The following is a 13,153-nucleotide window of genomic DNA, read 5'->3' as shown; positions in this document are numbered from 1 at the left end:
CGTTGCACTACCTCATGCTTGAATTTCGTTTCGTACTTCGCCATGAAAAACACCCCAAAGGTTGGATTGGTGTCCAACTTTTGGGGTGCGGTTCATCATCACTGCGGCATTTTTCTTGTTGGCATCACGCTGCCAGTACTATTTTCCCGCTGCTGGTTTCGTATCCTGTTGGCGATATGCCAGGATCAGCAAGACAATCCCCAGCACGATCATCGGTACCGACAACATCTGTCCGGCCGAAATGGTGATTCCACCGAAGCTGACGTTGTAGTCCGGCGTGCGGAAATATTCGGTGAAAAAGCGTGCACAGCCGTAAAGCAGCGAGAACATGGCCGCAACCGCCATTCGTGGACGTGGCTTGCGCGCAAAGAACCAAAGAATGATGAACAGCAAAATGCCATCAACCAGCATCTGATAGATCGGAGAGGGATGGCGCGGCAGATTGTCCACGTTGGGCCAAATCATGGCCCATGGCAGCGATGGATCAGCGACGCGTCCTGGCAGTTCAGCGTTGATAAAGTTGCCCAGGCGTCCTGCGGCATAACCGAGCGGTACCATCGGTGCGATGAAATCCATGATGTCCATCAAATGGATGCCACGCTTGCGTCCCCACAGATACATCGCCAGGATCACGCCGAGGAAGCCGCCATGGAAAGACATGCCGCCCTTCCAGACCGCGATGATGTCAGCCGGATTCGCAAAATAATAAGCCGGGTTATAAAACAGGACTTCGCCGAGGCGTCCGCCAAGCACCACGCCAAGCACCCCATAAAACAGCATGTCGTCCAGGTCCTCCTTCTTCCAGCCGACTGCAGCAATATGCGGCTGCTTGATGCGCACCCGGCCCAATGCCAGGAATTGCGCGAACGCCAGCAGGTACATCAAGCCATACCAGTGGACTCCGAGAGGGCCGATATGAAAAGCGATCGGGTCGGGCATCGGATGTATCAGCATGAATCAAGTCTTTCACAAACAAGTTGGTTAGGGTGAGGCAAGTGTAATCAGTGTAATCAGTGTCATTACTACACCGGTCATTGCCCGGGCATGCAATCAGCGCATCATGTCGCAGGTTGCAGTACCGTCATGTCAAGGAACGCTCGCAATACCGCCGATGGATTGTCACGACGCCAGGCCAGTCCAGTCTCGATCAACGGTATCTTGCCGCTGAGTGCCCGATAGTCGACACCCGGGCGTTGCAGGTTCGAGACGGATTGTGGCACAAGTGCCATACCCATGCCAGCGGACACCAGACCGACGATGGTTTGCATCTGGATTGCCTCCTGTCCGATATGCGGGGTCACGCCTGCGTCGCGAAAGCAGCTCAGGATCGTGTCATGAAAGGCCGGTGCAATACGCCGGGGAAAAATAATCAGCGGCAACTCTCTCACCGTTTTGAGCGTGATAGCTCGTTTGCTGCGGATAAAGCCCGCAGGCAACGCTGCTACCAAGGGTTCAGACAAGACCGGCAGGTAGTCAAGTACTGCGCTGGCCTTGTCACTGAGCGGTGGCAGCAGCAGGCCAGCATCGATCTTGCCCTGCATCAGATCTTCCAGCTGGACGTCGGTGGTCGCTTCCCGCAGATCAATCTGTACCTGCGGATAGCGTGCCCGGAAGCGCTGCAGCAAAGGCGGCAGGATGCTGTAATCAGCAGTCGAAATGAATGACAGCGAAAGCAGACCTGAAGCACCAGTGGCAGCGCGTCGGGCCAGATCTGGCAGGCTTGCCGCCTGTTGCAGCAGGCGCTTCGCCTCCGGCAACAGGGCCTGTCCGGCAGGTGTCAAGGCAACACTGCGCTTGGTACGGACAAACAACGGTGTGTCCAGCATGTCTTCAAGCGCTTGAATGGTCTGTGATAGCGGCGGCTGGGTCATGTGTAGCAACTGCGCCGCACGGCCGAAGTGCCGCTCCTCGGCAACGGCGACGAAATAACGCAGCTGACGCAATTCAAGACGGGATTCCGGGTTCATAGGCTGCAACAATTCATTGAGGGGAAACCAGTGAGTTGACTGCGCACATTGTACAAGCACCGTGCTGCTTGTAACGTCGCAGTCATGGTGTCTATATCACGCAACCCATAGAGAACGGAATGGAAAGAGTTGTAGAATACGACACGCTCATTTCGCTAGTTCTCATTACCGAACGACCTGTCCGTTGAAGCGGCAGAAAACCTGCCGGATGGGGCTGAAATGGCTTTTCAACTTCTCGGAGGGTACACATGAAACGCTTATTTATCCTTGCCTCGGCCCTGGCGGCAATGGGCATTTGTGGTCAGGCATTTGCGCAGGCTGATCTTGCCAAGGCTAAAAACTGCATGGCCTGTCATGGCATCGATAACAAGATTGTCGGACCGGCTTACAAAGATGTTGCCAAGAAATACGCTGGTCAAAAAGATGCCGAAGACAAGCTGACCCAAAAAGTACTGAAGGGCGGCGGCGGTGTATGGGGTGCCATTCCAATGCCAGCCAATTCGCAGGTCACCGAAGCGGAGGCTCGCCAGTTGGTGAAGTGGGTACTGAGCCAGAAGTAATCAGCGACCAGGTATGAAAAAGCGCTCCGGGGAGCGCTTTTTTTGTTGGTCAAGGTCTTATTTGACCACGCCCAACATAGTGCGTTGCCCGTTTTTATAGGTGTACAGGGTGAGCGTGCCGTGTTTGATATCCCCCTTCTCGTCGAAGGCAATGGTACCGGTCACCCCCTTGTAACTGATCTTTGCCAGCTCCGGCAGGAACTTTACGGGATCAACAGAGTTGGCTTTTTTCATGGCGGCGACGATCGTCATGGTTGCATCATAGGCATAGGCAGCGTTATAGACGACATCGATGCCGAACTTCTTCTTATAGGCGGCGCGGAAAGTTTCCATCCCTTTCTTGCCTGCTTCGTCTACGCCACCTGCCTCGGCACAGACCACCTGATTATCAATTAGACCATCGCCCGCAAGGCCGCTCAGTGATCCGGTACAGATACCATCGCCCCCCATGAACTTGGCATTGATTGCCAACTGCTTCATTTGTCGCAGCATCGGACCACCGACGGCATCCATCCCACCGAAGAAAATCACATCCGGACGCTTTGCTTTGATCGACGTCAGGATCGCATTGAAATCAGTTGCCTTGTCATTGGTAAATTGCTTGCCTACGATTTTGCCACCAGTGCTTTGTGCGCCACGTGCAAACTCCTCGGCGACGCCCTGACCATAGGCAGTGCGGTCGTCAATGACGGCGATATTATGCGCATTGAGTGTCGTTACAGCATATTTACCGAGCACCGCACCAAGCTGCGCATCATTGGCCACCACCCGGAAGGTCGTCTTGTAGCCTTGTTGCGTGTATTTTGGATTGGTAGCTGATGGCGAAATCTGCGGGATACCTGCATCGGAATAGATTTTTGACGCCGGTATGGTGGTGCCGGAATTGAGATGGCCGATCACCGCAGCAACTTTTGCGTCCACCAGTTTGGTGGCAACCGCCGTAGCCTGCTTGGGATCGGAGCCATCATCCTCTGCCATCAGCTCGAACTGGATTTTTTTACCGCCGATGCTCACGCCTTTGGCGTTGAGCTCATCGATCGCCATCCGGGCGCCGTTTTCATTATCCTTTCCCATATGCGCATTGGGGCCGGAGAGCGGGCCAACATGGGCGATCCTGACGATTTCCTGTGCATTGGCAGTAGTGGAAAAACCGAACGCGATGGCACATGCCAGTGGAATAATTACACTCTTGAGTTTCATGGATTCCCTCTGTAAATTGAGATAGTTATCGCTCGTTCCGTTAGCCTGAGCTGGTCTAGGCAAGGAAGAGCCGACAATGCAAGGAATGGTGGATCGTATCCAGCGCTGGTTGCTGCAGATATCCCCGATTATTTTTTATATTCTTCGCAGTGCAGTGTTTGTAAGTTCAGCGATGTCAAGCAGGGAAAAGCAAATGCAAACGCTAGTATGCTAACGACATAATTGAACAGTGCAGACGTTACAACATTGAAAACAGCTTGCAAAGACTTTTTGACTACTTCTCATCAAAAAACAGAACTTCAGTTTTATGCCCAAATACCATACGCTCGATAAGGTTGATCGCAAGTTGTTGAACTTGCTGCAAAAGGATAATCAGATACCGACCCGTATCCTTGCCGAGAAATTGCACATTTCCCAGCCCACCTGTCTGCGCCGAATTCGCGAGTTGCGCGAAGCTGGTGTCATCCATGCCGAAGTTGCCATGGTTGATCCGTTCGCGTTGGGTTACGGTATGCTGGCTTTTCTTGAGATTTCACTCAACAACCAGTCCGACGAGCACATGCAGGAATTTGAAAAGCGTATGGCCAAGGAAGCGGAGGTCATGCAGTGTTATTTTGTCTCTGGTGAATATGATTATTTTCTCGCGGTTCACGTGATCGACATGGACGCCTATTACCAGTTCGTACGCAGAGTCATTTCCGGCTCCGGCAACGTACGGCATTTTCAGTCGCGCTTTCCGATGAAGCGCGCCAAATTTGCCACGCGCATCGCCTTCGACGAAAAGGCCGCTGAAATTCAGGTCCGTGTGCCGGACTAACAATCAACGTCGATACGCAACTTTAGCAATTGCAATAACTCTAATCGCCTTGCGGATATGCTCAGGTGGATCGCCACGCTGAGTACACCAGATTTTTCAAGGAACGCGTCTTATGCATGCAGTAGAGTTATTTATTCAGGATCTTGCAGTCATCATGCTGGTTGCCGGCATTGTCACGATTATTTTTTATCGTTTCCGGCAGCCAGTGGTACTGGGATATATTGTCGCCGGTGCCATTATTGGCCCCCATACCCCTCCTTTTAGCATGATCGTCGATGAGCAGACGGTCCACATCCTCTCCGAGCTCGGTGTCATTTTTCTGCTGTTTTCACTGGGTTTGGAATTCAGCCTCAAAAAGCTCGTCAAGGTGGGTACCACAGCGGTCGTCGTCGCGATTGTCGAAATTGCATTGATGTTGTGGGCGGGTTATCAGCTGGGACTGTATTTCGGCTGGAAGACCATGGATGCCGTGTTTCTCGGTGCCATGCTGGCAGTGTCGTCGACCACGATCATTGTCAAGGCGCTCAATGAGCTTGGCATGAAGCATGAAACCTTTGCGCAGATCATTTTCGGCATCCTGATTGTTGAAGATATCCTTGCTATCGGCATGATCGCGCTACTTTCCGGTATCGCCACCAGCGGCGCCGTCGACTCGACGGAAGTGGTCACTACCGTTGGCAAGTTGCTATTGTTCATGACCGTGGCACTGGTCGTCGGGATCCTGATTGTGCCGCGTATTCTGGCCTATGTCGCGCGCTTCAAGAGCAACGAAATGTTGCTGGTGGCGGTACTCGGGATTCTGTTCGGCTTCTGTCTGCTGGTCATCAAGCTGCAATACAGCGTGGCACTCGGAGCGTTTCTGGTCGGCGCGATCATGGCAGAGTCGCGTCAGATTCATCGTATCGAACGCCTCATCGAACCGGTGCGCGACATGTTCAGTGCCATTTTCTTTGTCGCTATCGGCTTGTTGTTTGATCCCGCGGTATTGCGTCAGTACTGGTTACCGATCTTGCTCATTACTGGCGCGGTGGTGTTTGGCAAATTGTTCAGTTGCAGTATCGGCACGTTTCTGGCGGGGCATCGTGGTCGCACACCAATGCGGGTTGGCATGGGACTGGCGCAGATCGGTGAGTTCTCCTTCATCATCGCGGGCCTTGGCATGAGCCTCAAGGTTACCAGCGATTTCCTGTATCCGATTGTCGTGGCGGTATCTGCCATCACGGCCTTGCTCACCCCCTATCTGATTCGCGCTGCCGATCCCTTATCTGCGCGCGCAGAGGCACTGGTACCAAGCAAGGTGGGCAGCATTCTTGGCCTGTATTCACAATGGCTGAGCAGTCTTCAGCTCAGCGGCTACCGGGCCGAAGTTAACCGCGCCATTCGCCGCATCCTGTTGCAGGTGATGGTCAATCTGGCACTGGTGGTGGCCATTTTCAGTGCGGCGACCTTTTTTGTGACTGGTATCAGTCACTGGCTCACGCGCTGGATCGATGATTCAGCCGTACATAATGCAGTGATCTGGGGCGTAGCTCTGGTATTATCGCTGCCGTTCCTGATCGCCACCTATCGCAAGTTGCAGGCACTGGCCCTGATATTGGCCCAGGTCGGCGTCAAGCCAGAACTGGCAGGTTCCTATACCTCCGCGGTGCGGCGTATTATTTCGGAAGTGATTCCGGTCACTTCGATTGCCTGCATCATGCTGCTGATTTTTGCGTTGAGTGCCAACATCTTGCCGCCAACCAACCTGTTGCTGCTGGTGTTGCTAAGTGCGGCGGGCTTGTTGTGGTTGCTGTGGAGTAAGTTTGTCAAATTGCATGCGCGTCTGCAGATTGCGCTGATTACGACATTGGACGAACCTCCAGAGGAGTCGCACTGAGCAGCATGGCGCCAGATGAAGGTACGGGCCGGGGACAAGAATTCTGCATCATCGGCGATCTGGTTTCCTCTTTCTTTTTAATTTTCTTTCTTATTTGTCATGACACAAGACGAACTCAAAAAAGCGGTAGCCCTGGCCGCCATCGACTACGTGGTTGATGGTGAAATCATCGGTGTGGGCACCGGCTCGACGGCCAATTTCTTCATCGATGCCCTTGCCACCATCAAGCACCGCATCAAAGGTACCGTCGCTTCGTCAGAAGCAACGGCAGAACGCCTGCGTGGTCATGGTATCCCCGTGTTTGACCTCAATGAGGTTAAGAGCATGCCGGTCTATATCGATGGCGCGGATGAAATCAACGGTGCCGGTGCCATGATCAAGGGCGGTGGTGCGGCCTTGACGCGTGAAAAAATTGTTGCCTCGGTGGCACAGAAGTTCGTCTGTATCGCCGACGGTTCCAAGCTGGTCGATGTGCTGGGCAAGTTCCCGCTGCCAGTCGAAGTGATCCCGATGTCCACCGGCGTAGTTGCCCGCAAGCTGGCCGCATTGGGTTGCGAAGCGCGCCTGCGCCTGAAGGACGGCAAGCCACTGGTGACCGATAATGGTTGCCACATACTGGATGCAATTGGCCTGTCCATCACCGCACCAGCCGAGCTGGAAGCAACGATCAACAACATCGTCGGGGTTGTCACCGTCGGTCTGTTCGCCCGCCAAGGGGCTGATGTCTGTTTGCTGGGCACGCCCGATGGCGTCAAGAAGTTGAGCTTCTGATCCCTCCACAGTCGAACCACAAAGCAAAACGCCCGCGAGGTCACTCAGCGGGCGTTGTTGTTTCAGCATGCCTGTGACGACAAAGCTGCTGTCATACGACTTACTCTGTCGGTGGAACATAGCCTTGTGCGGCATCGGCGCCATCGCCAAAGAAATGCTTTTCCATCTGTACGGCCAGATATTTACGGGCACGTGCATCGGCCAGCATCAGCCGATTTTCGTTGACCAGCATGGTCTGATGCTTGAGCCAGCCAGCCCATGCTTCCTTGGAAACGCTTTCAAAGATGCGCTTGCCCAGTTCGCCAGGGTAAGGCGGGAAGTCCAGTCCTTCGGCTTCCTTATTCAGTTTGATACAGTGAACCATGCGTGCCATGTCAATTCCTTAAAGCGTTATGTGAAGAACATCAGGTCCGGTCGTTTACCTGGCCTGCAACATGGCACTTCTGTCCACGTCAGCAAGTCTGGCGTCTGAGCAAACCTCACGTCCTGACTTCTTGATGACTAAACCTTCATTACAAATTCTTGATCAATACCAGCGACTTGCGCTGCCAGTTGTACATCCGCTGACGGTCAGGTGGCAGGTCGTCCACTGACGCCAGCACAAAGCCGCGTCGCAGGAACCAGTGCGAGGTACGGGTTGTCAGCACGAACAGACGTTTCAGTCCCGATTCGCGGGCGCGTGCCTCAATGTGTTTCAGAATCCGCTCGCCGTCGCCCTGTGCCTGCACCTCCGGATTCACCGTGAGGCATGCCATTTCACCCATTTGTTCATTCGGGAACGGGTAGAGCGCAGCACAGCCAAAGATCACGTTGTCATGCTCAATGACCGAGAAATAATGGATTTCGCGTTCAATCAGTTCCCGGCCGCGCTTGACCAATGTGCCATCGGCTTCCAGCGGCTCAATCAGCTTGATGATACCGCCGACGTCTTCAATCGTGGCTTCGCGCAGGCTCTCGATGTTTTCATAGGTGATCATGGTGCCGATACCATCATGGGTAAACAGCTCCAGCAGCACCGAGCCATCGGTCGCAAACGGCACGATATGTGCCCGCGACACGCCTGCATTGAGCGCCTTGACTGCACTCTGCAGATAAAACGCCGAATCGGTCGGCAGGAAATTCGCCATCAGCACCGCTTCGGCCTGATGCGACGACAGCTCGCGGATTTCGGTCCCGCCAGCGTCCTGCATCAAACCTGTTTCGCTGAGGAAGATCAGCTTTTCTGCCCGCAGCGACATCGCCGCCGCCACCGCCACATCTTCCATCGCCAGATTGAATGCTTCCCCGGTGGGGGAGAAGCCCAATGGCGACAACAGCACAATTGCGCCCGCGTTCAGAATCGGATGAATCGTGTCCGCCGCGACCTTGCGCACCAGGCCCGTCAGTTGCAGATCAGCACCATCGATGACGCCCATCGGCCTTGCCGTCACGAAATTCCCGGAAATGACACGAATCGAAGCATGCGCCATCGGCGTATTGGGCAAGCCCTGACTGAATGCCGCCTCGATATCCAGACGCAGTTCGCCAGCAGCTTCCTTGGCGCACTCCAGCGCAGCCGGGTCGGTGATGCGCCAGCCATTGTGGAAGCGCGCTTCAACGTTGCGCAGCGCCAACTGTTCCTCGACCTGTGGTCGTGAGCCATGGACTACGACGATGCGGATCCCCAGCGCATGCAGCAGCGACAAATCCTGGGCCAGCACCGGCAAGCCACCAGCGGCTACCAGCTCACCCGGGAAGGCGACCACAAAGGTCTTGCCGCGAAAGGCATGGACGTAGGGCGCAACCGAGCGCAACCAGGCCACAAAACTGCTGAAGTCGTTGTCATTTTCCATGTCGCGCATTATAACCAAGCACGCACCAAAAGGTGCAGCAGTCATACCATTGCGGAGTTGCGCGAGGGCTGTCTGGCACCGCACCGCGCGGGTATAATCGCGCCTGTTATGTCTGTCACTACACCCCCACCTGCACGGCCGCCGCGCCAACCCTCCCGTCAACCCAATGCGTCCGCTGCTACGTCAGCGCCCGAACGGGTTGCGGTTCGTCATCCCTTGCCACCGATCGTGTTCCCGGAAGAGTTGCCGGTTTCTGGTCGGCGCGAGGAAATTGCCGCCGCGCTGCAAGCCAATCAAGTCATCATCGTCAGTGGGGAAACCGGCTCCGGCAAGACCACCCAGCTGCCCAAGATCTGCCTGCAACTCGGGCGCGGTGCCAATGGCCTGATCGGTCATACGCAGCCACGCCGGATCGCTGCCTCGTCTACCGCCAAACGGATTGCCCAGGAGCTGGGTTCGCCAGCTGGCGAGCACGTCGGCTACAAGGTGCGGTTCAATGACACGCTGAGCAAGGGTGCCTGGGTCAAATTGATGACCGACGGTATTCTGCTGGCCGAGACCCAGACCGATCCGCTGCTGCGTCAATACGACACCATCATTATTGACGAAGCGCATGAACGCAGCCTCAACATTGACTTTCTGCTGGGCTATCTCAAGCAGTTGTTGCCAAAACGACCAGATCTGAAAGTCATCATCACCTCGGCCACCATTGATGCCGAACGTTTTGCGCGCCATTTTGGCAAGCAGGTTGGCGCTGAGCTCAAGCCAGCACCCGTGATCGAAGTGTCTGGCCGCCTGTATCCGGTAGAAATCCGCTACCGCCCGGTCGACAATGCCGACCGCAGCGGGATCAATCCGGCGGCTGCCAACACCTCGGCCAAGCCAGCATCGGCGGCCAGCAGCCATGCTCAAAAGGAGCGCGAGCAGCGTGACCTGATGGATGCCGTGATCGATGCCGTCGATGAACTGGCCCGAATTGGCAGTGGTGACATTCTGGTATTTTTGCCCGGCGAGCGCGAAATTCGCGATGCCGCCGAGGCCCTGCGCAAGCACCATCCACCGCATGTAGAAATCCTGCCCTTGTTCGCCCGCTTATCAGCGCAAGAGCAGGAACGCGTCTTTAAAAGCAGTAATGCGCGCCGCATTGTGCTGGCGACCAACGTTGCCGAAACCTCGCTGACCGTTCCCGGTATTCGCTACGTGGTCGATGCTGGTCTGGCGCGGGTCAAGCGTTACAGCTACCGCAACAAGGTGGAACAGTTGCAGATCGAGCCGGTAGCGCAATCGGCCGCCAATCAGCGCGCCGGTCGTTGCGGCCGGGTTGCTGCCGGTGTCTGTATTCGCCTGTATGACGAGCAGGACTATCTCGCACGTCCCAAATTTACCGAGCCAGAAATTCTGCGCTCCTCGCTGGCCGCAGTGATTTTGCGCATGAAGTCGCTGCACCTCACCGATGTCGAGACCTTCCCCTTTATCGAGCCGCCGCTGGGTCGAGCCATTGCCGATGGCTACCAGTTGCTGCAAGAGCTCGGTGCCGTCGACGACAGCAACCGGCTCACGCCACTGGGCAAGCAGTTAGCCAAGCTACCGCTTGATCCGCGTGTCGGTCGCATGATTCTGGCTGGGCGTGATAATGCCTGTTTGTCGGAATTGTTGATCATCGCCTCCGCGCTCTCCGTGCAGGATCCACGGGATCGCCCGATGGATGCACAAGGCGCGGCGGATCAGGCACACAAGAAATTTGCCGACGACAAGTCGGAGTTCCAAAGCTATCTGAAGATCTGGAAATGGTTTGAAGAAGCCATTGAACACAAGAAATCCAATCGCCAGCTGCAAGACCATTGCCGCGCCAATTTCCTCTCGCAGTTACGGCTGCGGGAGTGGCGCGATGTTTACTCGCAGCTGCTGACCATCGTGCGTGAGCAGGGCTGGCGGCTCAATGAGGCGCCAGCAACCTATGAGCAATTGCATACCGCCTTGTTGACAGGCCTGCTGGGTAATGTCGGTTTCAAGTCCGATGAAGATAGTCATTATCTCGGTGCGCGCGCTATCAAGTTCCATATCTGGCCCGGATCGCATCTGCTCAAGAAGGCTGGTAAATGGTTGGTGGCAGCTGAACTGATCGACACATCGCGCCTGTACGCCCGTTGTGTTGCGCAGATCCAGCCGGAATGGCTGGAGCGTGTCGGCGGTCATCTGCTCAAGAAATCCTGGGGCGAACCGCGCTGGGAAAAACGCAGTGCGCAGGTTACCGCTTCTGAACGTGCGACCTTATACGGGCTGGTGGTCTACAGCCAGCGTCGCATCAATTTTGGCTTGATCAATCTGCGTGAAGCACGTGAAATTTTTATCCGCGATGCACTCGTCGGTGGTGACTTCGAGACCCGCGCGCCGTTCTTTGCACACAACCAGAAGCTGGTCCGCGAGATCGAGAATCTGGAACACAAATCACGCCGCCTCGATGTGCTGGTCGATGATGAACTGATCGCCGCCTTCTACGACAAACTGATCCCCGCCGATGTCTGTAACGGTATCAGCTTTGAAAAATGGCACAAGGACATCGTCGCCACACAACCCAAGCTGCTGTTCCTCAATCGTGACGATCTGATGCGCCATGAAGCAGCAGGTGTCACCACCGAACTGTTCCCCAAGACCATGAACGTGGCAGGGCTGGCGATGGCCTTGTCTTACCATTTTGAGCCAGGCACGCCGCGTGACGGCGTCACACTGACGGTTCCCTTGTATGCCCTCAATCAAGTCTCGGCAGCGCGCTGTGAATGGCTGGTGCCCGGCATGTTGAAGGAAAAGGTACATCTGCTGCTCAAGTCGTTGCCGCAAAAGTTGCGCCGCCATTGCGTACCCTTGCCAGACTATGCAGCGGGCTTCTGTGAGCGGATGGAAGAGCGCAAACTGTTTGGCAAAGGTGGGTTAATTGATGCCGTGATTGCCGACATCCGCGAGCAGATCACGATCATGGTCAAGACCAGCGATTTCAAGCAAGAGACCTTGCCTGCGCACCACACGATGAATTTCAAGATTGTTGACGAGCATGGTCGGCAGTTGGAGATGGGGCGCAATCTGGGAAGCTTGCAGGCGGAATTCGGCGGGCAGGCGCGTGAGCAGTTCCAGAAGCTGGCAGAGCAAACGGCAATTACCGGTATCGCAATTGAAGTGCCGGAACAACGTGTCGCAATTTCAACCACTGTAGCCAAGGGCAAATCTGCAAGTGGCGCAGCGCCCGCGACGCCAGCCGGAGCGCCTGCCACGGTATCGGAATACAGCAATCTGACGGCATGGAGCTTTGGTGAGTTACCCGAGTTGCTGGAAATTCAGCGCGGTGGCAAGGCACAAGCCCTGATTGGCTTCCCCGCCTTGGTCGACAAAAAGACGCATTGTGATCTGGAAGTCTTTGATGACCCGACCGATGCCACCCGTCAGCATTTTGCGGGTTTGCGTCGCCTGTTTGCCTTGCAGCTGAAGGAGCAGTTGAAGTATCAGGAAAAGAATATTCCCGGCTTGCAGCAGATGGGGATGCAATTCATGGCAATGGGGTCGCAGGAAGAGTTGCGCGACCAGATCCTCGCAGCTGGCCTGGAGCGTGCCTTCCTGCAAGAGCCCTTACCGCGCAATGCGGATGAGTTCAACCGTCGCCGGGAGGAGGGCAAGGCACGCTTTGGTTTGCTGGTCAGTGAAATTGCGCGGCTGGCCGGTCAGATTCTGGCCGAATACCATACCTTGCCAAAGAAGCTGCAAACCGTGAAGGCGCATGCGCAGGCATCTGCAGACATGCAGTCGCAGTTGCAGCAACTGATTGGCAAGCGTTTTATTGCCGACAATGATTACGACAAGCTGATGCACTTCCCGCGCTATCTGAAGGCGATCAACGTCCGGCTGGAGAAGCTGCGCGCTGATCCCAGCCGCGATAGCCGGTTAGTGGCAGAGTGGCAGCAGGTTGCCGCACCGTGGCAGCGGGCGCAGAAGGATCGTGGCGCCAGCGATCCTAAAATGATCGAGTTCCGTTGGTTGCTGGAAGAATTACGTGTCTCCCTGTTCGCGCAGGAATTGCGCACGCCTATGCCGGTATCGGTCAAGCGGCTGCAAAAGGTGTGGGAGACTATGCAGCGTTGATC

10 protein-coding genes are annotated in these 13,153 nt (G+C 55.5%); 5 read left to right on the top strand and 5 right to left on the bottom strand.

The features are described 5' to 3' along the window. Positions 1–138: 138 nt before the first annotated feature. Both lgt and FHW66_RS04985 read right to left on the bottom strand, forming a co-directional pair. On the bottom strand, positions 139–954 hold the full coding sequence (lgt, locus tag FHW66_RS04990; RefSeq protein WP_183378588.1) for a prolipoprotein diacylglyceryl transferase: 816 nt from the start codon (positions 952–954) through the stop codon (positions 139–141). Positions 955–1,058: 104 nt separating this feature from the next. After that, on the bottom strand, positions 1,059–1,967 hold the full coding sequence (locus FHW66_RS04985; RefSeq protein WP_183378587.1) for a LysR substrate-binding domain-containing protein: 909 nt from the start codon (positions 1,965–1,967) through the stop codon (positions 1,059–1,061). Between the two features lie 248 nt (positions 1,968–2,215). Between FHW66_RS04985 and FHW66_RS04980 the strand changes: the two genes are divergently transcribed. Continuing rightward, positions 2,216–2,527, top strand: a complete 312-nt coding sequence (locus FHW66_RS04980) for a c-type cytochrome (protein WP_183378586.1) — start codon at positions 2,216–2,218, stop codon at positions 2,525–2,527. Positions 2,528–2,584: 57 nt separating this feature from the next. On the opposite strand, the gene FHW66_RS04975 is transcribed toward FHW66_RS04980, so the two are convergent. Next, on the bottom strand, positions 2,585–3,727 hold the full coding sequence (locus tag FHW66_RS04975) for a branched-chain amino acid ABC transporter substrate-binding protein (protein WP_183378585.1): 1,143 nt from the start codon (positions 3,725–3,727) through the stop codon (positions 2,585–2,587). Between the two features lie 307 nt (positions 3,728–4,034). Here FHW66_RS04975 and FHW66_RS04970 point away from each other — a divergent pair, with 307 nt between their 5' ends. The 3 genes from FHW66_RS04970 to rpiA all read left to right on the top strand — a co-directional run bounded on the left by FHW66_RS04970 (position 4,035) and on the right by rpiA (position 7,191). Beyond that, entirely contained in the window at positions 4,035–4,544 is a 510-nt protein-coding gene (locus FHW66_RS04970; RefSeq protein WP_183378584.1) for an Lrp/AsnC family transcriptional regulator, read from the top strand. Between the two features lie 112 nt (positions 4,545–4,656). Next, positions 4,657–6,420 (top strand): cation:proton antiporter, encoded by a 1,764-nt coding sequence (locus tag FHW66_RS04965; protein WP_183378583.1) that lies wholly within the window; start codon positions 4,657–4,659, stop codon positions 6,418–6,420. Between the two features lie 99 nt (positions 6,421–6,519). Further along, entirely contained in the window at positions 6,520–7,191 is a 672-nt protein-coding gene (gene rpiA, locus FHW66_RS04960) for a ribose-5-phosphate isomerase RpiA (protein ID WP_183378582.1), read from the top strand. Between the two features lie 100 nt (positions 7,192–7,291). Here rpiA and FHW66_RS04955 read toward each other — a convergent pair whose 3' ends face one another. Together FHW66_RS04955 and argA are read right to left on the bottom strand one after the other, a co-directional pair. Further along, entirely contained in the window at positions 7,292–7,564 is a 273-nt protein-coding gene (locus FHW66_RS04955) for an oxidative damage protection protein (RefSeq protein WP_183378581.1), read from the bottom strand. 139 nt (positions 7,565–7,703) lie between these two features. Next, the gene (argA, locus tag FHW66_RS04950) at positions 7,704–9,032 is read right to left on the bottom strand and encodes an amino-acid N-acetyltransferase (RefSeq protein WP_183378580.1); all 1,329 of its coding nucleotides are present in this window, start codon (positions 9,030–9,032) and stop codon (positions 7,704–7,706) included. A gap of 99 nt (positions 9,033–9,131) precedes the next feature. Between argA and hrpA the strand changes: the two genes are divergently transcribed. Then, positions 9,132–13,151, top strand: coding sequence for an ATP-dependent RNA helicase HrpA (gene hrpA, locus FHW66_RS04945; protein ID WP_183378579.1), 4,020 nt, complete (start codon positions 9,132–9,134; stop codon positions 13,149–13,151). The last annotated feature ends 2 nt before the right edge of the window (positions 13,152–13,153 follow it).

It is taken from the genome of Herbaspirillum sp. Sphag64 (genome assembly GCF_014192645.1).
Lineage (GTDB): Bacteria > Pseudomonadota > Gammaproteobacteria > Burkholderiales > Burkholderiaceae_D > Herbaspirillum.
The sequence above is the reverse complement of the archived record's forward strand: the minus strand, read 5'-3'. Positions and strand labels throughout refer to the sequence as shown.

Bases quoted from the DNA above. Each gene is read 5' to 3' on its own strand.
- lgt (WP_183378588.1), bottom strand. From the start codon at position 954: ATGCTGATACATCCGATGCCCGACCCGATCGCTTTTCATATCGGCCCT.
- FHW66_RS04985 (WP_183378587.1), bottom strand. From the start codon at position 1,967: ATGAACCCGGAATCCCGTCTTGAATTGCGTCAGCTGCGTTATTTCGTC.
- FHW66_RS04980 (WP_183378586.1), top strand. From the start codon at position 2,216: ATGAAACGCTTATTTATCCTTGCCTCGGCCCTGGCGGCAATGGGCATT.
- FHW66_RS04975 (WP_183378585.1), bottom strand. From the start codon at position 3,727: ATGAAACTCAAGAGTGTAATTATTCCACTGGCATGTGCCATCGCGTTC.
- FHW66_RS04970 (WP_183378584.1), top strand. From the start codon at position 4,035: ATGCCCAAATACCATACGCTCGATAAGGTTGATCGCAAGTTGTTGAAC.
- FHW66_RS04965 (WP_183378583.1), top strand. From the start codon at position 4,657: ATGCATGCAGTAGAGTTATTTATTCAGGATCTTGCAGTCATCATGCTG.
- rpiA (WP_183378582.1), top strand. From the start codon at position 6,520: ATGACACAAGACGAACTCAAAAAAGCGGTAGCCCTGGCCGCCATCGAC.
- FHW66_RS04955 (WP_183378581.1), bottom strand. From the start codon at position 7,564: ATGGCACGCATGGTTCACTGTATCAAACTGAATAAGGAAGCCGAAGGA.
- argA (WP_183378580.1), bottom strand. From the start codon at position 9,032: ATGCGCGACATGGAAAATGACAACGACTTCAGCAGTTTTGTGGCCTGG.
- hrpA (WP_183378579.1), top strand. From the start codon at position 9,132: ATGTCTGTCACTACACCCCCACCTGCACGGCCGCCGCGCCAACCCTCC.